Annotated in this window: 22 protein-coding genes; 12 read left to right on the top strand and 10 right to left on the bottom strand. The window is 64.1% G+C overall.

Translation table 11 applies throughout. From position 1 onward, the window contains the following. Positions 1 to 124 precede the first annotated feature (124 nt). Complete coding sequence (locus AAHM40_RS10925) at positions 125 to 565, top strand: CBS domain-containing protein (protein WP_342244663.1); 441 nt, start codon at positions 125 to 127, stop codon at positions 563 to 565. A 206-nt stretch (positions 566 to 771) separates the two neighbouring features. Here AAHM40_RS10925 and AAHM40_RS10920 read toward each other — a convergent pair whose 3' ends face one another. Both AAHM40_RS10920 and AAHM40_RS10915 read right to left on the bottom strand, forming a co-directional pair. Continuing rightward, positions 772 to 1,755, bottom strand: coding sequence for an asparaginase (locus tag AAHM40_RS10920; RefSeq protein ID WP_342244662.1), 984 nt, complete (start codon positions 1,753 to 1,755; stop codon positions 772 to 774). A gap of 96 nt (positions 1,756 to 1,851) precedes the next feature. Then, positions 1,852 to 3,291, bottom strand: coding sequence for an alanine/glycine:cation symporter family protein (locus tag AAHM40_RS10915; protein ID WP_342244661.1), 1,440 nt, complete (start codon positions 3,289 to 3,291; stop codon positions 1,852 to 1,854). A 185-nt stretch (positions 3,292 to 3,476) separates the two neighbouring features. On the opposite strand from AAHM40_RS10915, the gene AAHM40_RS10910 reads away from it, so the two are divergent. Next, on the top strand, positions 3,477 to 4,295 hold the full coding sequence (locus AAHM40_RS10910) for a helix-turn-helix domain-containing protein (protein ID WP_342244660.1): 819 nt from the start codon (positions 3,477 to 3,479) through the stop codon (positions 4,293 to 4,295). Between the two features lie 132 nt (positions 4,296 to 4,427). On the opposite strand, the gene AAHM40_RS10905 is transcribed toward AAHM40_RS10910, so the two are convergent. Genes AAHM40_RS10905 through AAHM40_RS10895 form a run of 3 tightly spaced genes read right to left on the bottom strand, consistent with a single transcriptional unit; the run spans position 4,428 to position 6,217 of the window. Continuing rightward, a complete protein-coding gene (locus AAHM40_RS10905) occupies positions 4,428 to 5,102 on the bottom strand; it encodes a GNAT family N-acetyltransferase (protein WP_342244659.1) in 675 nt (224 codons plus the stop codon). Positions 5,103 to 5,114: 12 nt separating this feature from the next. Then, complete coding sequence (locus tag AAHM40_RS10900; RefSeq protein WP_342244658.1) at positions 5,115 to 5,564, bottom strand: GNAT family N-acetyltransferase; 450 nt, start codon at positions 5,562 to 5,564, stop codon at positions 5,115 to 5,117. Between the two features lie 20 nt (positions 5,565 to 5,584). After that, a complete protein-coding gene (locus AAHM40_RS10895) occupies positions 5,585 to 6,217 on the bottom strand; it encodes an FMN-binding negative transcriptional regulator (protein WP_342244657.1) in 633 nt (210 codons plus the stop codon). 100 nt (positions 6,218 to 6,317) lie between these two features. Between AAHM40_RS10895 and pdxR the strand changes: the two genes are divergently transcribed. Beyond that, positions 6,318 to 7,781: a MocR-like pyridoxine biosynthesis transcription factor PdxR gene (pdxR, locus tag AAHM40_RS10890; RefSeq protein ID WP_342244656.1), complete on the top strand. Its 1,464-nt coding sequence runs from the start codon at positions 6,318 to 6,320 to the stop codon at positions 7,779 to 7,781. Positions 7,782 to 7,919: 138 nt separating this feature from the next. On the opposite strand, the gene aspA is transcribed toward pdxR, so the two are convergent. Next, the gene (aspA, locus tag AAHM40_RS10885; RefSeq protein ID WP_342244655.1) at positions 7,920 to 9,344 is read right to left on the bottom strand and encodes an aspartate ammonia-lyase; all 1,425 of its coding nucleotides are present in this window, start codon (positions 9,342 to 9,344) and stop codon (positions 7,920 to 7,922) included. Between the two features lie 179 nt (positions 9,345 to 9,523). Between aspA and AAHM40_RS10880 the strand changes: the two genes are divergently transcribed. Beyond that, complete coding sequence (locus AAHM40_RS10880; RefSeq protein WP_342244654.1) at positions 9,524 to 10,432, top strand: LysR substrate-binding domain-containing protein; 909 nt, start codon at positions 9,524 to 9,526, stop codon at positions 10,430 to 10,432. 20 nt (positions 10,433 to 10,452) lie between these two features. On the opposite strand, the gene AAHM40_RS10875 is transcribed toward AAHM40_RS10880, so the two are convergent. The 3 genes from AAHM40_RS10875 to adhP form a co-directional block, all read right to left on the bottom strand. Beyond that, the gene (locus AAHM40_RS10875; protein WP_342244653.1) at positions 10,453 to 11,448 is read right to left on the bottom strand and encodes a fimbrial protein; all 996 of its coding nucleotides are present in this window, start codon (positions 11,446 to 11,448) and stop codon (positions 10,453 to 10,455) included. Positions 11,449 to 11,496: 48 nt separating this feature from the next. Continuing rightward, entirely contained in the window at positions 11,497 to 12,258 is a 762-nt protein-coding gene (locus tag AAHM40_RS10870) for a fimbrial biogenesis chaperone (protein ID WP_342244652.1), read from the bottom strand. A gap of 406 nt (positions 12,259 to 12,664) precedes the next feature. After that, a complete protein-coding gene (adhP, locus tag AAHM40_RS10865) occupies positions 12,665 to 13,687 on the bottom strand; it encodes an alcohol dehydrogenase AdhP (protein ID WP_342244651.1) in 1,023 nt (340 codons plus the stop codon). 262 nt (positions 13,688 to 13,949) lie between these two features. Between adhP and purE the strand changes: the two genes are divergently transcribed. From purE to AAHM40_RS10845, 4 genes are all read left to right on the top strand, one after another. Next, entirely contained in the window at positions 13,950 to 14,441 is a 492-nt protein-coding gene (gene purE, locus AAHM40_RS10860) for a 5-(carboxyamino)imidazole ribonucleotide mutase (protein WP_028626945.1), read from the top strand. A 3-nt stretch (positions 14,442 to 14,444) separates the two neighbouring features. Beyond that, positions 14,445 to 15,530: a 5-(carboxyamino)imidazole ribonucleotide synthase gene (locus tag AAHM40_RS10855; protein ID WP_342244650.1), complete on the top strand. Its 1,086-nt coding sequence runs from the start codon at positions 14,445 to 14,447 to the stop codon at positions 15,528 to 15,530. 96 nt (positions 15,531 to 15,626) lie between these two features. After that, positions 15,627 to 15,872: a GlsB/YeaQ/YmgE family stress response membrane protein gene (locus AAHM40_RS10850; protein WP_342244649.1), complete on the top strand. Its 246-nt coding sequence runs from the start codon at positions 15,627 to 15,629 to the stop codon at positions 15,870 to 15,872. Positions 15,873 to 15,957: 85 nt separating this feature from the next. Further along, the gene (locus AAHM40_RS10845) at positions 15,958 to 16,491 is read left to right on the top strand and encodes a DUF3299 domain-containing protein (RefSeq protein ID WP_342244648.1); all 534 of its coding nucleotides are present in this window, start codon (positions 15,958 to 15,960) and stop codon (positions 16,489 to 16,491) included. A gap of 176 nt (positions 16,492 to 16,667) precedes the next feature. On the opposite strand, the gene AAHM40_RS10840 is transcribed toward AAHM40_RS10845, so the two are convergent. Beyond that, positions 16,668 to 17,576, bottom strand: a complete 909-nt coding sequence (locus tag AAHM40_RS10840; RefSeq protein WP_342244647.1) for a D-hexose-6-phosphate mutarotase — start codon at positions 17,574 to 17,576, stop codon at positions 16,668 to 16,670. A 362-nt stretch (positions 17,577 to 17,938) separates the two neighbouring features. On the opposite strand from AAHM40_RS10840, the gene AAHM40_RS10835 reads away from it, so the two are divergent. From AAHM40_RS10835 to AAHM40_RS10820, 4 genes are read left to right on the top strand one after another with little or no spacing between them, the layout of a single operon-like run. Beyond that, complete coding sequence (locus AAHM40_RS10835) at positions 17,939 to 19,093, top strand: efflux RND transporter periplasmic adaptor subunit (protein ID WP_342244646.1); 1,155 nt, start codon at positions 17,939 to 17,941, stop codon at positions 19,091 to 19,093. Next, entirely contained in the window at positions 19,090 to 19,776 is a 687-nt protein-coding gene (locus AAHM40_RS10830) for an ABC transporter ATP-binding protein (protein WP_342244645.1), read from the top strand. The genes AAHM40_RS10835 and AAHM40_RS10830 overlap by 4 nt, the downstream gene beginning before the upstream one ends. Further along, entirely contained in the window at positions 19,776 to 20,987 is a 1,212-nt protein-coding gene (locus tag AAHM40_RS10825) for an ABC transporter permease (RefSeq protein WP_342244644.1), read from the top strand. Before AAHM40_RS10830 ends, AAHM40_RS10825 begins: the two co-directional genes overlap by 1 nt. Continuing rightward, a complete protein-coding gene (locus AAHM40_RS10820; RefSeq protein ID WP_342244643.1) occupies positions 20,987 to 22,180 on the top strand; it encodes an ABC transporter permease in 1,194 nt (397 codons plus the stop codon). The genes AAHM40_RS10825 and AAHM40_RS10820 overlap by 1 nt, the downstream gene beginning before the upstream one ends. Positions 22,181 to 22,287: the final 107 nt, after the last annotated feature.

Genomic DNA, 22,287 nt, shown 5'->3' with positions numbered 1-22,287 from the left:
CGAGTCCAGCGGTTCGCCGGCTCAATGAATTTTTCAATCATCACCATGCAAATCCCTTCTTGGCGCCGAGGCCACGACCGCGCGCATTCTGGCCTTCCAGCCAACGCAACCGGAGGGATTACAGATGAAGACCGTCGCACAGATGCTCCGCGCCAAGCCGCGGCAGAACGTTCACACCATTGATGTCGAAGCACCAATGCTCGAGGCATTGCGGATGATGGCCGAGCTGAACATCGGTGCTCTGCCAGTGACCGAGGGCGGGCGCCTGGTGGGTATCGTCAGTGAGCGTGACTATGCGCGCAAAGGCGTGCTGCAGGGACGCTCATCCGTGGCGACGGTGGTGCGCGAGTTCATGACCGAACCGGTACTGACGGTGACGCCGAAGCAGAGCATCCGCGAATGCATGTCGCTGATGACCGACCAGCACATGCGCCACCTCCCGGTGGTGGAGGGCGGCGAGCTGGTCGGCCTGCTGTCTATCGGCGACCTGGTGAAAGAGGCCATGGCCGAACAGGACGACCTGATCCTGCACCTGGAGCAGTACATCCGCGGCGAAGTGGCCTGAGTCCGCCGTATGTCCCTTCGTGCCAGCGCTGCACTCGACCCCTGCGTGGGATGTGGTTGAGCGAATCGAAACCCATTAGACGGAGCGGGTGGATGGAAGAGCGCCATCCACCCGGCGAATCCACTGTTTCGGGCAGGCTTTCGTAGGGTGGACCACGCTTCATCGGTCCGCCATCGAGGTTCAGCTGAGCACTTCCCGCCCTGTGCTCAGTCCGCCATTTCCCCGCAAAGGTCCACGGTAAACCACCGCTCCACCTCTTCCTGCCGCAAGCCTGCGCCGAGCAGGGCGAACAGCTTGCCCAGCGCCGCCTCGCGGGTCATGCCGCCGGCAGGTACCAGGCCGGTGGCCAGCAGTTGGCTGCCGGCGGCGTAGACGCCCGCCTGCACATGCCCGGCCGGGCACTGGCTGGTGGCGGCCAGCACGACTCCACGCTGGTGGGCGGCACGCAGGACGTCCAGCAGGGCCTTGTCGTCCGACGGGCCGGTACCGCTGCCGTAGCATTCCAGCACCAGGCCTTGCACACCGCTGCCGAGCAGCGCGTCCACATGGCTGGCCGCAAGGCCGGGGAACAGCGGTAGTACCGCGAGGTTCACCGGCTGGCGTGGGGTGCGGTAATCGAGGCCGGCTGGAATGGCTCCGGCGCGCTCGCCCTCGCGGGGGCGCGGCAGTTCGGCGAAGGCGTCGAAGGCCTCCGAGCGCAACTTGCTGGTGCGGGCGCCATGCAGCAGTTCGCCATTGAAGAAGAGGTGCACGCCGGGGGCGACCCCCGCCTGCAGCGCGTTGATGGCGCCCAGCAGGTTCGGCCAGGCATCGCTGCCTTCGCTGCCGGCCGGCAGCATGGCGCCCGTCAGTACCACCGGTACCGACAGGCCGAGCAGCAGGAAGCCAAGGGCCGCTGCGCTGTAAGCCAACGTGTCGGTGCCGTGCAACAGCAGCACGCCGTCATGGCCGCGTTCCACCGCCTCGACAATCGCGTCGCGCATGGCCAGCCAGTTGGCCTGGCGCATGTTGGCGCTGTCGATCAGTGGCAGCGTTTCCTTGAAGTGCCACTCCATTGCCGTTCCCTGGCCGTCCAGCAGCTCGCGCATGCGCGCTTCGAAGCCGCTGGCCGGGGCCAGGCCTTCAGGAGTCTGCAGCATGCCGATGGTGCCGCCGGTGTAGAGCACGAAGAGGTTCTTCACAGCTTTCATGGGTGTGGATAACTCGAAAAGAACAGGGTGCAGATACGACAGTGCCGCACCCCGCGTCAGCGGAGGAGCGGCACCAGGTCTTGCCGGTACAGCGAATTAGCGGTGGCTCTGAGCCAGTCTGCCTGTTGCCTCGGCATTGGAGGTCTCCGCCTTTTTGTTCCAGGCGTCATGGTCGATGTCCAGGTCGGCGAACTTGCTGGCGTCGAACACCGGCTCTTCTACGCCGGCCTTAATCTGGGCGTCGTAGTCGTGCATCAGGCGCATGCCGATCTTGAACAGCAGGGCGATGGCCACCAGGTTCACCAGGGCTAGCAGACCCATGGTCACGTCGGCGAAGCCGAACACGGTGGACAGGTCCTGCATGGAACCCCACAGCACCAGGGCCATGACCAGCACGCGGTAGGCCTGGAGCAGGATGCGCTTGGTACTGAAGAAGCTCAGGGCGTTTTCACCCAAGTAGTAGTTGTACACCAGGGTGGTGAACACGAAGAGCAGCAGCGCCACGCTCACGAAGATGCGGCCCCACTCGCCGACTTCCGCCGCCAGGGCTGTCTGCGTCAGCACGACACCGGCCATCTCGCTGCCCGGCTGGTACACGCCGGAGAGCAGGATGATCAGTGCGGTGCTGGTGCACACCAGCAGGGTATCGATGAACACGCTGAGGGACTGCACAATGCCTTGGGCGGCCGGATGCTTGACCTCGGCCACGGCGGCTACGTTGGGCGCGCTGCCCAGGCCCGCTTCGTTGGAGAACAGGCCGCGCTTCACACCCATCAGGATGGCTGCGCCCACGCCGCCGGCAAAGGCAGGTTCCAGGCCAAAGGCACTCTTCACGATCAGGGCCAGGGTCGCCGGCACTTCGGTGAAGTTCATGCCAATCACCACCAGCGCCATCAGGATGTAGGTACCCGCCATGATCGGAACGAGGACGTCAGCCATGGCGGCGATGCGCTTGATGCCGCCGAATACGATCAGGCCGATCACACCCACCAGGGCGATGCCGCTGATCCAGGTCGGTAGACCGAAGGTGTCATGCAGCGAAGTGGCCACGGTGAAGGATTGCACGGCGTTGAAACCGAAGCCGAAGGTCACCAGCAGCAGGATCGAGAAGATCACCGCCAGCCAGCGCTGACCGAGGCCATGCAGGATGTAGAAGGCCGGGCCGCCACGGTAGGTGCCATCGGCTTCGCGACGCTTGTAGAGCTGGGCCAGGGAGCACTCGAAGTAGCTGGTCGCCATGCCCAGCAGCGCCACGACCCACATCCAGAACACCGCGCCCGGGCCGCCAAGCATGATGGCCACCGCGACACCGGCGATGTTGCCTGCGCCCACGCGGCCGGCAACCGACAGCATTAGGGCCTGGAAGCCGCTCAGTTGGCCTTCCTTGCGCTGCAGCGCCTGGCCGAAGATGCGGAACATGTCGCTGAAGTAGCGGAACTGGACGAAACGGGAGCTGATGGAGAAGAAAAGACCGAGTCCGACGAGGACTACGATCAGCAATTTGCTCCAGAGGAGGTCATTGAGGAAATCGAGCATGGCGATTCACCTGATCCAGTTGTTGTTGTTGGCAATCAGCATTGCGGCCAGGACGGGAGCGGCGCTTTGCTGGGAGGGTTGCGCATGTTTGTGCAAGGAAAGGCACGGGGCAATTTCGCAGGTTGCACCTAATTGGCGCGAGTTGACGCTATAATCGCGCCACTCGCATCCACTTGGGCGGTAGCATGGCAGAGTATCTTGGCAACAATTTGAAACTTCTGTGCAGCCACTACCGCTCTATTGCGGAGGTTTGCCGCAAGCTGGGCATCAATCGGGCGCAGTTCAACAAATACCTCAATGGCCAGAGCCGGCCGACCGCCTACAACCTCAAACGCATCTGCGATTTCTTCGGCGTCGAGGACTACGAACTGGGCCTGCCGCCCGAACAGTTCGCCCGATTGCTGGGCACCCGTCCGGTCGGCCAGGAGGGTGACGCGCGCTCCGACCCGCTGATGGAACTGCTCGCCCCCCTGCGCGAGCAGTCCGGCAACCTGTCGCGCTATTGCGGTTTCTACTTCGAGTACTCCAACTGCATGTCGGTGCCTGGCACGGTCCTGCTCTCCCTGGTACGCCTGTGGGAAGACGACGGCAACTTCCTCTTCGAGCGCCAGGAACGTCAGGAGCGTGTCGGCAGTGTCGACGTGCAGGCCGAAGACTGGGTGCGCTGCTGCTACCGGGGCGCGGCCTTCCAGTTGCAGGATCGGTTGTTCCTGATGGATTACGAGTCGCTCACCTTGAACGAGATGAGCCAGACCATCCTCATTCCCAGTTACAAGAGCCGCATCACTCGCCTCAATGGCCTGAAGACCGGCGTCTCCAGCGGCGACCGTCGTAACCCGGCCTGCACCCGCGTGGTCTGGGAATACCTGGGCCCGGAAATCAACCGCGTCGCCGCCTACCGCCAGGTGAAGCTCTACCGCCCTGACGACCCGCGCATCGACGACGACGTGCGCCAGCGCCTGGATGTGGCGCCGCTCAAGAACGGGTTGTTCGAGATCGAGTGAAGACAGAGATAGGGGGTGCCGTGCGCACTGGAGCCGCTTTTGTAGGGTGGACCACGCGCCACCGGTCCACCATCGGGGTTCGGCTGGACTGCGCGGGTGGATGGAAAAGCGCTATCCACCCTACAGCCTGGTTTAACTCCTGAGCCGTTCCAGGGATTGGCGCTGTCGCCCCTCTCCATCGAAGTTATCCACAGCCAGCCAGCGCTCGAAGGCCTCACGGCACTTCGGCCAGTCGCCGTCGATGATGGAGAACCAGGCGGTGTCGCGGTTCTGGCCCTTGACGATCATGTGCTGGCGGAAAAGTCCCTCGTAGCTAAAACCCAGGCGCTCGGCGGCGCGCATGGAGCGGGCGTTGTTGGCGTTGCACTTCCATTCCAGACGGCGGTAGCCGAGGTCATCGAAGGCATGGCGGGCCAGCAACCAGACGGCCTCTGTGGAGCCCGGTGTACGCTGCATGGCCTTGCCGAAAGCGATGTGGCCGATCTCGATGGCACCGTCCTTGGGCGCGATGCGCAGGTAGCTGAGCAGGCCCAGCGCGCGACCGCTGGCCAGGTCGACCACGGTGTAGAAGAGCGGGTCGCGGCTCTCGGCATTGCCGGCCAGCCAGGCGTCGAAGGGCTCGCGGCTGGCAAAGGGGCCGTAGGGCAGGTAATCCCAGAGTGCCGGGTCCGGCCCTTGCAAGGCCTCCCAGAGGTCATCGCCGTGGCGCGCGATGTCCAGCGCCTCCAGGCGCACGAAGCGGCCCGGCAGTGGGGAGTGGTCGGGAGTGGGGCGGGGTTGCCAGTGGCTCAGGTCTTGAGTGGTCATGGCGCTCTCCGGTCAGAGGATCTTGCGGTACTGGACGAAGCCGGAACGGTCGGCGATGCGGTCGTAGAGTTGCATGGCGTCAGTGTTGGTTTCGTGGGTCAGCCAATGCACCCGCGAGGCGCCGGCGGCGCGGGCCTGTGCATAGACGTGTTCGATCAGTTGGCGGCCAACACCGCTGCCTCGCAGGCCTTCGGCTACGTACAGGTCCTGCAGGTAGCAATAGTCGCCGGTAGTCCAGCAACTGCGGTGGTAGATGAAGTGCACCAGGCCCACGGCCTTGCCGTCCTGCCAGGCCAGGGCGGCGTACATCGGTTCGTTCGGGTCGAGGAAACGCTGCCAGGTAACGGCGGTGGTTTCGGCGGCGATCTCGGTCTTGTAGAAGCGCTGGTAGCCCTGCCAGAGCGGCAGCCAGGCGGCGTGGTCGGCGGCGCTGACCGGGCGAATTTCAAGCGATGCGGACATGGGTTCCTTCCTGTAGTGGGTCAGTCGATAGCGGTCATGCGCGCAGCCAATTCACAGTCGCGCGGATTGCTCGATGCGGCCAGTCCGTCGCGTACCCCGGCCTGGTCGGCGGCCGGGCGGTTCTGGCCGAGCTTCCATTTGCCCTCCAGACGGCGGATCGGCAGGGCGAAGCCGGCGATGGCGCGGAGCATGCTGTCGAGGTAATCGCGCGGAGCCTCATCCACCGCCCAGGGCTGCGGCCGGCCGGCTTCGTGGCGGTCACTCAGACGGCTCACCAGACTCAGCAGGCGCTCGGGGTCGTCGAACACCTCGGCCTGGCCCCAGGCATGTACGGCGATGTAGTTCCAAGTAGGCACCACCTTGCCGTGCTCGGCCTTGGCCGGGTACCAACTGGGGGTGACGTAAGCATCCGGGCCGGCGAACACCACCAGCGTTTCCGCGCCTTCGGCGAGGTCACGCCAGTGCGGGTTGGCGCGGGCGAAGTGGCCGTAAAGGGTGCCGAACTCGCCTTCGCCCGGTTCCAATAGCAGCGGCAGGTGGCTGGCCATCAGGCCTTGGCTGCCCGAACTGGTGAGCACGGCGAGGCGAGTGGCCTGCATCTGTGCATGGAGCTGGGCGAGGTCGTTCTGGCGGAAGGATGAAGGGACGTACATGAAGACTTCTCCTGGCGGAATGGCTTCATGCTAGGCAGGATATTGGCCTGTTGTAAGAGCCATTTCCTGTCAGTTCGATAGAGCCAATCCGGGGCCGAATATGCCTGCCACGCCACCGCTTCCCGTCGACCTTTCCGGCATCCGCCTCGACCCTGGCCAGGGGCTGGCGCGCCAGCTCTACCAAGCCCTGCGCGAGCGCATTCTCGATGGCCGCCTGGCCAGCCGCACGCGCTTGCCGGCCACCCGCGACCTGGCAGCGCTGCTGGGCATCTCGCGCAATACCGTGACCCGTGCCTTCGATCAGCTCTACGCTGAGGGCTACGTGGAAGGGCGGGTGGGCGACGGCACCTATGTGGCGGAGTTATCCACAGCGCGGCCCGTGCCCCAGCAGCCGGTCGGCCCGGAGCCAGGGCCGGCGCTAAAGCGGTTGCAGAGCCACCATCTGCCGCCGCCGGTGACGGGCGCACCCCGGGCGTTCCGTATCGGCGTGCCGGCCTTCGACCTGTTCCCCTTCGAAACCTGGGCGCGGCTGCAGGCGCGCTTCTGGCGCAAGCCCTCGCCCGCGCGCCTGGGTTATGGCGATCCGGCGGGGGACTGGGGCCTGCGTGAGCTGGTGGCCGCTTACCTGCGCAGCTGTCGCGGGCTGTCCTGCGACCCGGCGCAGGTGGTGATCACCTGCGGTGCCCAGCAGGCCATCAGCCTCTGCGCCCAGTTGCTGGTGCAGCCGGGCGACCGGGTGGCCATCGAGAATCCCGGCTATCGTGCCGCCGGCCATGCATTTGCCGTGGCGGGGGCCGAGTTGTGCGGCGTGCCTGTGGATAACGATGGCCTGGACAGCGCCGCGCTGGCGCAGGTAGAAGCCTGCCGGCTGGTCTATGTCACGCCCTCGCACCAGTACCCGACCGGGGTGACGCTGTCCCTGGCGCGACGCTTGGAACTGCTGGAGTGGGCCGAGCGCCGCGATGGCTGGATAGTCGAAGACGACTACGACGGCGAGTACCGCTACAGCGGAACCCCGCTGGCTCCCTTGGCTTCGCTGGACCAGCAGGGGCGGGTGATCTACGTCGGCACGTTCTGCAAGATCACCTTTCCGGCACTGCGCCTGGGCTACCTGGTGCTGCCACCGGCGCTGGCCAAGTCTTTCGCCCAACGCCGCGCACTGGACATGCGTCATTCGGAGATTGGCACCCAGGCGGTGATGGCCGAGTTCATCGCCGCCGGACACTTCCAGCGCCATGTCCGGCGCATGCGCCTGGCCGCCCGCGCCCGACGCGATGCCCTGTTGCGCGACTGGCCGGAAGCAATTCCCGGCTGCGCGCCCATGTCACCGGTGGATGCCGGTCTGCACCTCTGTGTGCGGGTGGACAGCCTGGCACGCGAACGCCAACTGGTGGACGCCGCCCGTGCAGTCGGAGTGGAGATGAACGGGCTCAGCGAATATTGGTTGGAGAACAGTTCCGAGCCTGTGGATAACCGCGCCGGTCTGGTGCTGGGCTTCGCTGCGGTGCCGGAGGTGCAGATCGCCGAGGCGATTCGTACCCTCAGAAAGGCGTGGCATTTGTAGGAGCGAGCTTGCTCGCGAAGCGTTGTGCCGGCTCGTTCGCGAGCAGAGCTCGCTCCTACAGGGCAAAAAAAAGGATGGCTGGCGCCATCCTTGAAGGATGAAGGGGCGAGGCCCCTCCTGGTGAGTTCGTTTGCCTGATCAGGCCTTCAGCGGCACGAGGCGCGGGGCGATCATGTTTTCCGGGCGGAGGATGTCGGCCAACATGGACTCGTCCAGCAGCTTCTCCTCACGCACCAGCTCCAGCACGCCGCGGCCGGTTTCCAGGGCCTGCTTGGCGATGCGGGTGGCGTTCTCGTAGCCGATGTATGGGTTCAGCGCGGTGATCAGGCCAATGGAGTTTTCCATCAGGCGGCGGCAGTGCTCTTCGTTGGCGGTGATGCCGACGATGCAGTGCTCGCGCAGCATGTCCATGGCGCGTTGCAGCAGGCGGATCGAGTCGAAGATCTTGTAGGCGATCAGCGGTTCCATCACGTTCAGCTGCAGTTGGCCGCCTTCGGCTGCCAGGGTCAGGGCCAGGTCGTTGCCGATGACTTCGAAGGCGACCTGGTTCACGGCCTCCGGGATTACCGGGTTGACCTTGCCCGGCATGATCGAGCTGCCCGGCTGGCGCGGGGGCAGGTTGATTTCGTTGATGCCGGTACGCGGGCCGCTGGAGAGCAGACGCAGGTCGTTGCAGATCTTCGACAGCTTGACCGCAGTGCGCTTGAGCATGCCGGAGAACAGTACGAAGGCGCCCATGTCGGAGGTGGCTTCGATCAGGTCGGCGGCGGGTACGACCGGCTGGCCGCTGATGGCGGCGAGGCGCTGGACGGCGAGGGCCTGGTAGCGCGGGTCGGCGTTGATGCCGGTGCCGATGGCGGTGCCGCCCAGGTTCACCTCGGTCAGCAGCTCCGGCGCCAGGCGGCGCAGGCGGTCGAGGTCTTCACCCAGGGTGGTGGCGAAGGCGCGGAATTCCTGGCCCAGGGTCATGGGCACTGCGTCCTGCAGCTGGGTGCGGCCCATTTTCAGCACGTGGGCGAACTCTTCACCCTTGGCGGCGAAGGCCTGGATCAGGCTGTCGAGGCTGGCCAGCAGGGCGTCGTGGCCCAGCAGCAGGCCGAGGCGAATGGCGGTGGGGTAGGCGTCGTTGGTCGACTGCGCCATGTTCACGTCGTTGTTCGGGTGCAGGTACTTGTACTCACCCTTCTGCTTGCCCATGGCCTCGAGGGCGATGTTGGCGATCACCTCGTTGGCGTTCATGTTGGTGGAGGTACCGGCACCACCCTGGATCATGTCCACCACGAACTGGTCGTGGAAATCACCGCGGATCAGGCGAGCACAGGCTTCGCTGATGGCCGCGTGCTTCTCGGCGCTGAGGTGACCGAGTTCCTTGTTGGCATCGGCAGCGGCCTGCTTGACCATGGCCAGGGCGACGACCAGCTTCGGGTAGTGCGACAGCGGCACACCGGACAGGCGGAAGTTGTGGACCGCACGCAGGGTCTGGATGCCGTAGTAGGCGTCGGAAGAAACTTCGAGGGTGCCGAGCAGGTCTTTTTCGATGCGGAAGGATGCAGCGGAGGACATGATGCGATTCATCTCTGGGGGAGCACGGCCAGTGCCGCGATGCCCAATAATCTAGGCCTCTGGCCGTTTGTCGGCCAATGCTGTTATTCGCTGGGTCATGCACAATCGGCATAATGTGCGAGTGACGCGGGTTCGCCTGCGAGCGTGTGCACCAAAATCGAGCATCCTGGAAATTCACGATGAACCTGGAAACCAAATGGCTGGAAGACTTCGTCGCCCTGGCCAGTACCCGCAGCTTCTCCCAGGCCGCCGAGCGGCGCTTCGTCACCCAGCCGGCGTTCAGCCGCCGCATTCGCAGCCTGGAGGCGGCGCTGGGGTTGACGCTGGTCAACCGCTCGCGCACCCCCATCGAGCTGACCGAATCGGGCCAGCTGTTCCTGGTTACCGCGCGCAGCCTGGTGGAGCAGTTGGGTGAAGTGGTGCGCCACCTGCACCACCTGGAAGGTCAGCAGGGAGAGGTGCTGCAGTTCGCTGCCGCGCACTCGTTGGCATTGGGCTTCTTCCCGCAGTGGATCGCGCGGCTCCGGGCCGATGGCTTGAACATCGCCAGCCGGCTGATCGCCACCAACGTGGGCGAGGCGGTGCATTCGCTGCGCGAGGGCGGCTGCGATCTGATCCTGGCCTTCTACGATCCGGATGCAGCGCTGCAGATGGACCCGGAAATCTTCCCCTCCATGCAGCTGGGTCGGACCGAGATGCTGCCCGTCTGCGCCGTAGATGCCGACGGTAAGCCGCTCTACGAGCTGGACAGCGGACAGAGCGTGCCACTGTTGGCCTACAGCGCCGGCGCCTTCCTCGGCCGCTCGGTGAACATCCTGCTGCGCCAGCGCGCGCTGCGTTCCACCACGGTGTACGAAACGGCCATGGCCGACAGCCTGAAAAGCATGGCGCTGCAAGGGTTGGGCGTGGCCTGGGTGCCGCGCTTCAGCGCCCAAGCCGAGCTGGCCCGTGGTGATCTGGTGGTCTGCGGCGGGAGCCAGTGGCATGTGCCACTGGAAATCCGCCTCTACCGCTGCGCCCTGGTGCGCAAGGCCGCGGTGCGCCTGCTCTGGCGCAAGCTGGAAGGTGGGGTGGGCGGGGAGGTGTGAGTGCCACTGCGCGAGGCAGGCTACTTGTAGAAGATGTTCAACGTCGCACCGGCATTGAACTCGCCGTGCTTGGGTGTTGCCTTCATCCACTTCAGGCGTGCCAGGAATTCCCGCGAATTGCTCTCAAAGCCGATGTTCTTAGGCGCCAGGACGAAGTCCTGTTTAAAGGGGATCACCGTCTCGTCGCTGGCGTCGAGGATAGTAATGCCCACGGAGTCGTTGTCGGTTGGTATCAGGGTATTGCTGTCTGACGACAACGTTGCGTTCAAGGGTTCCAGATAGCCACTGACGCCGTAAATTGCGTTACATGACCGCTTCTCGGTGATGGTGAAGGGGGTCTCGTTGATCGTGGCGCCGGCCTTGGCTCCGGAGGTCTCGATAGGTCCGAAGTTGATGGTGCTTGGCGATATGCTGACGGTGGATGCACAAGGCATGTATCTGAAACTGTTCAGTCCGTTGATGGTGAAATTGTAGCTTTTGCCTAGGCGAACTCCGCCTTTGCCGTCAATCTGGAATGCTCGGTAACTAAATAGGTTTGTAAGCGCTCCTTCCTTGTTTTCAGTGGGACGGGATTTCTTTTGAAAAAAGAGCGAATAGGTCATGGTTTTACGCTCCTTCTTCCAGCCACAGGTGTCGTTCTCGGCGCAGCCGCTGACAAACCAGCCAAGTGCCAGCCCTCCACCTGCATTCGACGTAAAGTAATAGTTTCTGCCCTCGTAAGTTATTCCAGCTTCGATGTCGGGGCCCAAATTCATCCCTTCTGGGTTTGAGTAGAGGTAGACGTTCTCGCCAGGGCGTCCATTCTTGTCTACCCAACACTCCACGGTGAGGGTTTGCGTGGGTTGCCGCCAGATAGTCGTGCCTTTAGGCAGTGTGCTGGGAGTTGCTTGTGTCGAATTGATCGTCATTGAGTCGTTGATGGTTCCAGAAGAACTTTTCTGGCAAATCAGCGCGTGACTGTATGGGGTACTCAGGAAAAACGTCAGGAAGATCAGCAGCAATTTTTTGATTTTCATGATGTAAGACTTCCGTAGTGGCGTTGCTTGAATGCAACATGAGTTCGGTCATTGTTGTTGATTGGCTTGATTGGCTTGATTGGCTTGATTTGGCGGCAGGTCGTACTTTCGCAGATGTTCAGCACCCCCATCGCTGATAATGCGATAGGAGAGCTGGCTCGGCGGCTCGGTGCAATCAGGGATGGCGAGGTCGAAGGTACTGAACGGCGCCACCATCAAATGATTGACCGGGGTTCCACAGCGTTGCCCCTGCTCGCCAAGTAACTCGACCTCCGTGAGTGTCAGGTAATACGGCGAGTTATTATTCGCTTGAAAGTGCATGGGGGCGTCGCGGCTTGTCCGGGTCCAGCGAAGTTTCTCGACCGCCTCTTCACGGGATTCGCTGAAGTGAGGACGGTAGAACAACTTCAAATTATGTTGCAGTGCAATCTGGGCAATATTTCCCTCTGTTGGCTCTTTCGGAACTTCCAGTACACTCAACAGGAAGAAGGATTCCTGGTTGTCGGGCAGGCCGGTGCCCTCGTAAAGAATATCCACAGAGGCTTTGCCCTTGGCCGGGATCATCAGTAATGGTCGAGACAAGGCCATGGGTACTTGGGCCGAATTTCGCTTTTCTCCCCAGTCGAGTGTTACTTGCACCAGTGCTGCATCATCGAATTCATTGACGATATTGAAAGTCAATTGTTTATGGCTGCTTTCGAAGATGAGTCGTGTATATCCGTCAAAGCTGATGTCTGCACAGACGCTATTGCTCAGTAATGCGAATATAACTGCGATGAGTTTGGAAGCTATGCTCTTGGCTGGTTTCATTTCATGCAATTTCAAGATTGTCTGGAGTTAAAGTTGTGCAAGGCTCCGAATACAGTCATTTATTGAGGTTGTATATTTTGATCTTATTATTGTTGCGGGGGTTGTAGGGTGCCGGTCTTGGGCTTTTCAAATGTCTGGAGTTGGCGGTAAACGAATGCGGGGGAGTATGGGGTGCGCAGAAAAGCTTTTATGTCAGCGGGCGTATGTTGTGGGGGTAATAAAATTCTGAAATGGATGTAAGGTTCGCTATACCAAGAGGGGGCAGGACTTGTCCGGGAGAGGCTTGCTGTGGCGCAAGCTGGAAGGCGGCATGGGCGGGGAGAGCTGATCACTGGGTAGGAGCGAGCTTGCTCGCGAACCCTGCCGGCGCATTCGCCAGCAAGCTGGCTCCTACAGGTTCGATCGCCTAGACCTCGACCACGATCCGGCCTTCGATCTTGCCGGCGCGCATCTGGTCGAAGATGGCGTTGATGTTGTCCAGCTTGTCGCGGTGAATAGTGGCTTTCACCAGGCCTTCGCCAGCGAAGTCCAGGGCTTCCTGCAGGTCGGCACGGGTGCCGACGATGGAGCCGGTGATGCTGATGGCTTTGAGTACCACATCGAAGATCGGCGTCGGGAAGTCGCCTGGCGGCAGGCCCACCAGGGCTACGGTGCCATGGCGACGGGCCATGCCGATGGCCTGGCCGAAGGCGCTGTTGGAAACGGCGGTAACCAGCACGCCGTGGGCGCCGCCTATATCGCGTTGGATCACCTCGACGGGGTTCTCGTTGCGAGCATTGATGGTCAGGCTGGCACCCAGCTTGCGCGCCAGTTCCAGCTTGGTGTCATCCACATCCACTGCGGCTACGTGTAGGCCCATGGCGCGGGCGTATTGCACAGCGACGTGGCCAAGGCCGCCGATACCGGAAATCGCCACCCACTGGCCGGGCCGCGCGCCCGTCACCTTGAGGCCCTTGTAGACGGTGACGCCGGCACAAAGAATTGGCGCGATCTCGGCGAATTCGACGTTTTTCGGCAGGATTCCGACAAAATTAGGGTCGGCCAGCACGTATTCGGCATAGCCGCCATTCACCGAGTAGCCGGTGTTCTGCTGGCTTTCGCAGAGGGTTTCCCAGCCGGTCAGACAGTGCTCGCAGCAGCCGCAGGCGGTGTAGAGCCAGGGCACGCCGACGCGGTCTCCCTCCTTGAGGCGGGTGACACCGGCACCCACCGCCGCAACAAAACCAACGCCTTCATGGCCCGGAATGAACGGCAGGCTCGGCTTCACCGGCCAGTCGCCTTCGGCTGCGTGCAGGTCGGTGTGGCAGACGCCCGAGGCTTCGATCTTCACCAGAATCTGCCCGGGGCCGGGCAGGGGAACCTTCACTTCTTCGATCCGTAGCGGTTCGCCGAAGGCGTGGACAACCGCGGCTTTCATGGTCTGGTTCATGGCATGCACCTCCTTGGAAGAGGTTTCCGATTCTGCGCCGCCACCTCCCGCGAGCATTGCGCTGGAGCAAGGTTTGGCCACGCCCGCGCGCCCTGGCGCCGGCTCTGGACGAGCGGTAAGGGCAAATGCACGCCGGGCCTGGCTTTGCGTTATACTGCGCGGCCTTCGGCCGGCAGCGCGCCCCGCAGCACGGCCCCCTTCGCATAACAAGCCACGCCATCGCGTGGCTTGTTGGTTTTTCGACCATTGACGAGGCACGACGATGAGCGCACTGGTAGGCGTGATCATGGGCTCCAAGTCCGATTGGAGCACCCTTAGCCACACCACCGAGATGCTGGACAAGCTGGGCATCCCTTATGAAGTGAAGGTGGTTTCCGCCCACCGCACTCCGGACCTCTTGTTCCAGTACGCCGAAGAGGCCGAAGGCCGTGGCATAGAGGTGATCATCGCCGGTGCCGGCGGTGCCGCCCACCTGCCGGGCATGTGCGCCGCCAAGACCCACCTGCCAGTACTCGGCGTGCCGGTGCAGTCGTCCATGCTCTCGGGCGTCGACTCCCTGTTGTCCATCGTGCAGATGCCTGCTGGCATTCCGGTTGCCACCCTTGCCATCGGCAAGGCGGGCGCGATCAACGCGGCCTTGCTGGCGGCCAGCATCCTCGGCGGCAAGTACCCGAAGTACCACGTTGCGCTGAAGGACTTCCGCCGCGAGCAGACCGACATGGTCCTGGACAACCCGGACCCGCGTGAGGCCTGACCCATGAAGATCGGCGTTATTGGTGGCGGCCAGTTGGGTCGCATGATGGCCCTGGCGGGCACTCCGCTGGGCATGAACTTCGCCTTCCTCGACCCGGCGCCGGATGCTTGCGCCCAGGCCCTCGGCGAACACATCCGCGCCGACTATGGCGACCAGGACCACCTGCGCCAACTGGCCGATGAAGTGGATCTGGTGACCTTCGAGTTCGAGAGCGTGCCCGCCGAAACCGTGGCCTTTCTCTCGCAGTTCGTGCCGGTGTACCCCAGCGCCGAAGCGCTGCGCATCGCCCGCGATCGCTGGTTCGAGAAGTCGATGTTCAAGGACCTCGGAATTCCGACGCCCGAGTTCGCCGATATCCAGTCCCAGTCCGACCTCGACGCCGCTGCCGCCAGCATTGGCCTGCCGGCGGTGCTCAAGACCCGCACGCTGGGTTACGACGGCAAGGGCCAGAAGGTCCTGCGCAAGCCCGAGGACGTGACGGGCGCCTTCGCCGAACTGGGCAGCGTACCTTGCATCCTCGAAGGCTTCGTGCCCTTCACCGGTGAAGTGTCCCTGGTGGCGGTACGCGCCCGAGACGGCGAGACCCGCTTCTACCCGCTGGTGCACAACACCCACGAGAACGGCATCCTGCGCCTGTCCATCGCCAGCAGCGAGCATCCGCTGCAGGCCCTGGCTGAGGACTACGTCGGCCGCGTGCTGACCAAGCTGGACTACGTTGGTGTGCTGGCCTTCGAGTTCTTCGAAGTGGACGGCGGCCTGAAGGCCAACGAAATCGCCCCACGCGTACATAACTCCGGCCACTGGACCATCGAAGGCGCCGAGTGCAGCCAGTTCGAGAACCATCTGCGCGCCGTCGCCGGCCTGCCGCTGGGCTCGACCGCCAAGCTGGGCGAGAGCGCCATGCTCAACTTCATCGGCGAAGTGCCGGCTGTGGATAAAGTGATTTCCATCGCCGACTGCCACCTGCACCACTATGGCAAGGCCTTCAAGGCTGGCCGCAAGGTGGGTCACGCCACCCTGCGTTGTGCCGATCGTGCCACCCTCGATCGCCAGATCGCCGCGGTCGAAGCCCTGATCGACCAGGCCTGATGCACCCACGACCGCCCCGCAATGGGGCGGTCGATGGCGGGAAAGCCGCCGCCCATCTAGGCTCAGGCATGCCTCAACTACTTCGGAGGGCATGGCATGGGCATCATCGGCACCATCATCATCGGGCTGATCGTTGGCCTGATCGCACGTTTCATCAAACCCGGCGACGACAGCATGGGCTGGATCATGACGATCCTGATCGGCATCGGTGGTTCGCTGTTGGCCACCTATGGTGGCCAGGCGCTTGGCATCTACCAGGCTGGGCAGGCCGCGGGCTTCATCGGCGCGGTGGTGGGCGCGGTGGTGGTGCTGGTGATCTACGGCATGGTGCGCAAGAGTTAGCTGCATTGCTCGCGGGGCTGGGAAGCGGCGCTCGTCAGCGTTAGTCTTGGTGCCTGTTTCCCGCCGTTGTCCGCGAGTTTCTCCCATGCGCCGTCTCGCCTGCCTGCTCCTGCTGTTCTGCTGCACCCTTGCCCGTGCCGAGCTCCCCGAAACCGACTGGCTGGAACTGATGCCGCCCGAGGACCGCAAGGCCCTGGAGGAAATGCCGGAAATCAGCCACGACAGCCCCGAGGGCGATGGGACCTTTGGCCAGAAAGGCGGCCTCAAACAACAGAAAGACCTGCCGGCGGTGATGTATTCCGCCAAGACGGTGGCTGCGCTAAATGGCAAGCAAATCCATATCGGCGGCTACCCGGTGCCGCTGGAAAGCGATGCCAAGGGCCGCAGCACGCTGTTCTTCCTGGTGCCTTACCCCGGCGCCTGCATCCACGTCCCGCCGCCGCCACCGAACCAGATCGTGCTGGTGCGCTACCCCCAGGGCATCCAGCTTGACGATATCTACGCGCCCATCTGGGTCGACGGCACCCTGAAGGTCGAGCAGGTCAGCAACGACTTGGCCGATGCCGCCTATGCCATGGATGCCGGTAGCGTACGGTTGGTGGAGGAAGGGGACCTGTAGCGCTCCCGGGCGGAGCTGCTTTGATAGCGAGGACCACGCTCAATCGGTCCTCCATCGGAGCACGGCCAGGCTTCGCGGGTGGATGGAAGAGCGCCACCCACCCTGCGTAATGCGCGGTCCCTGGCGAATGAATTCGCCCGGCGATCATCGGGTGGGCTTCAGCCCACCGCAGGGCATCAGAGCGGTTTGCTGGCGATGTTGAGCACCATGCACTGCTCTTCGCCGGGTTTGAGCATCAGGATGTCGTCCATCACCCGAGCCGTCTCGATGCAGAGCATGCCCTGCCAGGCGTCTTCGGCGAACTGGGACAGGCGCCTGGCTTTGTCGATCCAGGGATTCCACACCACCGCCGAGGCAGAACCTTCGACATCGAGCTGGATCCGGCGCTTCCAGGCGCGGTCGACAATGGTCATGCAGCTTGGCGTTTTGAGGTAAATGCGGTCCGTTTCGCTGGAGAACGCGAGATTTCCCTGCTGCTTGCGCAGTTGCCAGTCCTCCAGGGTCTCAATGAAGGGGCAGCCGTCCAGGCCTTCCACGTCCACCTCGCGAATATCGCTGATGGCGAAGTAGCTGTGCAGCGCCTGGCTGATGGCCAGGGGGCTGTCGCCGGTGTTGCGGGTAGAGAGGGTGAGCTGCAGGCGTTCGTCCAGCAGGATGGAGAGCTTCAGCTCGGTGTCATGGGGCCAGCCGGGCAGGGGTTCGCTGGCGGTATCCAGGGCGAACTCCAGGCGCACGGCCGGTCCCTCGCTGTCGATGCCCAGCAGCGTCCAGTCGCGCTCGCGCACCAGGCCATGGGCTGGACTGATGGGGCCGCCCTGGTGCATGCCTTGCACCTCCGCCGGATTGCGGCGCAGGTCGCCGAACCAGGGCCAACATACCGGCACGCCGCCGCGCACGGCCTTGCCCTTCTGATAGGCCGCCTGGCCGCTGAGCCAGATCACTGGTTCCTCGCCGTGTGGCTGGTAGCTCAGGATCTGCGCGCCTTGTTGGGTCATAAGCATTTCCGCGTGACGGGTATGTACTCGCCAGCAGACCAGTTCATCCACCTCCAACTGTTCCACGGTGGGCAGGGTTTCGTCGTACATCGCAATCTCCGCTTGCTGTGCTGTCGGGCCGTCTGGGCGCCCATCTGCTATTTCGAATCAGCTTGGCAGAGGCGGCAAGGGCTTTCTCAGGATTCGACCAGAAGCACCGTGCCCAGGTTGCGAATGACTTTGTTTTGACGCGTTCTCATTCTCCCTCTGCAAGTGTCGATCCACTTGTCGGCATTTTGACATTGATGGTCAGAGGCCCCGGACGGCAAGGGCTGGGGCATTCCGCAGCTAAGGTCTTCATTTCTGAGCGGTCCTGTGCCCCAGAACCGGGGAATGCGGCACGCGGGTACCGAATGGGGATTCCGACTACGCACCTAGACTCTGCTTACCCGCTCGCAAACGGAGTCGGTGCCATGCGCAAGCTACTGATAATTATTCCTATTTTAGCTTCCCTCGCGATGCTGGTCGGCTTCTGGGCGCGTCCCGAGCCGGTACCGGTTCAGTTGGTGGAGGTGGCCAGGGGCGAGGTGGAAACGCTGGTCGCCAATACCCGAGCGGGCACGGTGAAGGCGTGTCGACGTGCGCATCTGTCATTCAAGACGGGCGGGCAGGTCAGCCAGTTGCTGATCCATGCCGGGCAGCGGGTGCAGGCCGGCGATGTGCTGATGCGCCTGCGCCAGGATGACTTGCTTGCGCGAGTGGAGGAAGCCCGCGCACGGCTCGATGCCCAACGCAACCTGCGTGAGCAGAGTTGCCGCCAAGCCAGCCAGGACCAGCGCGACCAGCAGCGCCTCGAACGCCTGGCCGAGCGCAACCTGGCCTCCCAGGACCTGCTGGACCAGAGCACCACTCGCGCGCGGCTGTCGCAGCTGCTGTGCAGTGGCGGCGAGGCGAAGATCCGTGAAGCCGTGGCTAGCCTTGACCTGCAGCTGGCGCAGTTGGACCAGGCCACCCTGCGGGCGCCCTTTGCCGGCATAGTCGCCGAGATCAACGGCGAGCTCGGCGAGGTGGTGACCCCGTCGCCGCCGGGCATCCCGACACCGCCGGCCGTGGACCTGATCGATGACCAGTGCCTCTTTGTCGAGGCGCCCATCGACGAGGTGGATGCGGCCTTGGTGCGTCCCGGCATGCCCGTGCGCATCACCCTGGATGCTTTCCGTGGACGCAGTTTCGAAGGGCGGGTGAGCCGCATCGCGCCCTTTGTCCGTGAACTGGAAAAACAGGCGCGCACTGTTGACGTGGAGGTGAAGTTCGAGCGGGTGCCGCCGGACCTGCTCCTGCTCAGCGGCTACAGTGCCGACGTGGAAATCCTCCTGGCGCAACGCGAGCAGACCCTGCGGGTGCCGACGGAAAGCCTGCTGGAAGGTGGCAAGGTGCTGCGCTACGACCCGAGCAATGGTCATTTGCGTGAACAGCGAGTGGAGATCGGTCTGGCCAACTGGCGCTGGAGCGAGGTGAAGGGTGGGCTGGACGCCGGAGACCGTATCCTGCCCAGCCTGCAGCATGACGGCCTGGCCGATGGCAGTGTGGTCAGCCCCCGTGGCGAGGCCGGGGAGGCGGCGCCGTGATCCAAATGCATCAAGTCAGCCGCTGCTTCCAGTTGGGCGAGCAGCGGGTGCGAGGTCTCGACCACCTCGACCTGGACGTGGCAGACGGCGAGTACCTGGCCATCACCGGGGCCTCCGGCTCGGGCAAGTCCACCTTGCTGAACATCCTCGGCCTGCTGGATGCACCGGACAGCGGCGAGTTATGGCTGGACGAGGAGCCCACCGCCCGCCTGGGGGAAGAGCGTCGCGCGTCCTTGCGTAGTCGTCTGATCGGCTTTGTCTTCCAGTCCTTTCACCTGATCCCGCGTTTGACTGCGCTGGAGAATATCGAGCTGCCTATGCTGCTGGCCGGCGTCGAGCCCGCCGAGCGTCGGCGTCGCAGTCTGCACCTGGCCGAGCGCCTGGGGCTGGCCGAGCGGTTGCAGCATCACCCGGCCGAGCTCTCTGGTGGCCAGCGCCAGCGGGTGGCCATTGCCCGCGCCATGGTGATGCGACCGCGCCTGCTGTTGGCCGACGAGCCCACCGGTAACCTCGACAGCCAGTCCGGTGCCGAGGTGGTGGCCCTGCTGGAAGAGCTGAATGTCGAGGGTCTTACCCTGATCCTGGTGACCCACGACGCCCAGCATGCCGCCCGAGCCCATCGACAGATACAGATGCGTGACGGCTGTATCCTCAGCGACCGGTGCCAGGGAGCGCTTGCCTGATGGACCCGTTGGACGCCTGCCGTTTCTGGCTCGGCGCCCTGCGAGGGCACGGCTCGCGCAGCATCATGTTATTGCTGGCGATGGCCGTGGGCGTGTTCTTCGTGACCCTGCTGGGCGGTCTCGGGGAGGGTGTGAGGACTTACATGTTGGGGGAGTTCTCGCTGCTCGGGCGCGACATTCTTATCGTCCTGCCTGGCCGCAATGAAACCGCCGGCGGTATGCCACCCATCACCGGCATGGCCCCGCGGTCCCTGACCCAGGCCGATGCTGCCGCCCTCGGCCGCTTGCCGGCGGTGCGCCGGGTGGCGCCCCTGCATGCCGGGCAACTGGAGGTCAGCCGTGACAACCGGAATCGCGAAGCCCTGACCCTGGGCACCACTCGCGCCTTCTTCGCCATTCGCCAGTTGCGTCTCGCTCAGGGCCAACCGCTGCCGGAACTGGAGTCGGGCCAGGCGGAGGACGTCTGCGTGATCGGCAGTCGTCTGCGTCAGGCGCTGTTCGGCAGCTCTCCGGCGCTGGGCCAGTGGCTGCGCGCCGGTGATCGGCGCTTCCGGGTGATCGGCGTGCTGGACGAGCGCGGGGAGTCTCTGGGGATGGATTTCTCCGAGGCGTTGATCGTCCCGGTGGCCAGTGCCGAGGGGCTGTTCAACCGCGAGGGGTTGTACCGTGTCTTCGTCGAGGCCCGTGGCCCAAGCTACCTGGACAGCGCGCGGCGTCAGGTGCTGGCGACCCTGACCGAGCGTCACCAGGGAGAGGAAGATGTCACGCTGCTCAGCCAGGACTCCATGCTCGCCGCCTTCGACGGCATCCTCAGTGGTCTGACCTTGGCGCTGGCCGGCATCGTGGCCATCAGCCTGCTGGTGGCCGGCATCCTGATCATGAACGTCACCTGGATCGCAGTCCTGCAGCGCACCGCCGAGATCGGCCTGCTCAAGGCGGTCGGCGCCAGCTCGGCCCAGGTGCGCCTGCTGTTCCTGGGTGAGGCGGCGCTATTGGCATTGCTGGGAGCTGGTAGCGGGTTGGCACTGGGTGAGCTGCTGCTCTGGGTGGGACGGATGGCCAGCGACCTGCCGCTGTATGCGCCCTGGTGGGCGCGGCTGGGTGCGCCGTCGCTGGCCCTGGCGGCGGCGCTGCTATTCGCCTGGCTGCCGGCGAACCACGCCGCGGCTCAGGTGCCGGTGCAGGCCTTGCGCCCGCAAGGTAGCCTCTGATGCGCTGGCGCGACGGCTTTGGACTGTGTGGCTCGGCCTTGTCCAGCCAGCCACTGCGCAGCTTGTTGACCCTGCTCGGAGTGGCCATCGGTATAGCCGCCGTGGCGCTGCTCACGGCGATGGGGGAGGGGCTGCGCGACCGCGTGCTGGATAGCTTCGCCCAGTTCGGCACGCGGGTGGTCACGGTGCGCCCCGGAACCCTGCCCACCGGCGGCATCGGCGGGATTCTCGCCAGTGCGCGGCCATTGTCCATCGCTGACGCCGACGCCCTGGGGCGACTGCCCCATGCCGAAGCCGTGGTGCCGATCATCCAGGGCAACGGAGACATCCAGGCGGGAGGGCGGCAACGGCGGGTGGACATTCTTGGCACCGGCTCCCAGCTGGCGTCCGCCTGGCGCGTGCGCATGGCCCAGGGGCAGTTTCTGCCGCCGTCACGGAATGGTCGCACCCCGTCTTATGTCGTGCTGGGCGCAAAGTTGGGCACGGAGCTTTTCGGCAGCGCCAACCCCGTGGGCCAGCGAGTGCGGGTTGGCGGCATGAGCTTCCGGGTGAGCGGCGTGATGGAACGCAAGGGCAATCTGCTGGGGTTCGACCTCGACGACATCGCCTACATCCCGGTGGACTGGGCGGAGAACCTGTTCAACCGCGAAGGGCTGGTAAAGATCCATGTACTGTTCGACGAGCGCACGCCGGCCGAACCCTTCGCCGACAGCGTGCGCCGGCTGTTGGTGGAACGCCATGGCCGCGAGGACTTTCGCATGACGTCGCAGAGCGACCTGCTGGGCAGCCTCAATCGCATCCTCGCCACCATCACCCTGGGTGTTGCAGCGCTGGGCGGGATTTCTTTGCTGGTGGGTGCGGTGGGCATTCTCACCATCATGACCACCACAGTCGGTGAAAGGACCGCCGAAATCGGTCTGCTCCGCGCCGTGGGCGCAGCACCCCGCCAGGTGCTGGCGCTGTTCCTTGCCGAGGCGACGCTGCTGTCTGTGCTGGGAGGCGTGCTGGGGCTGGCGATGGTGGGGCTGTTGCTGGCGGCGCTGCACTGGATGGTGCCCGGGCTACCGCTGAACTTGAGCCCGCCGATGGTGCTGCTGGCACTGCTGCTGTCGGCCGTGGTGGGCATTGTTGCGGGCCTGGCGCCGGCCCGACGCGCGGCGAAGCTGCATCCGGTGGATGCATTGCGCCTGTAGGGATAAGTTCATTCGCCAAGCAGGACATCGTCCTGCACTTCAGCTGCTCAGGGGGCAGTTGCGCCGCCCTTGGCGATTGAAATGGCTATGTCTGCGTTAAGTGTTGT

It is taken from the genome of Pseudomonas sp. OTU5201, assembly GCF_038440135.1.
GTDB lineage: Bacteria > Pseudomonadota > Gammaproteobacteria > Pseudomonadales > Pseudomonadaceae > Metapseudomonas > Metapseudomonas resinovorans.
This window is presented reverse-complemented; position numbering and strand designations above follow the sequence as displayed.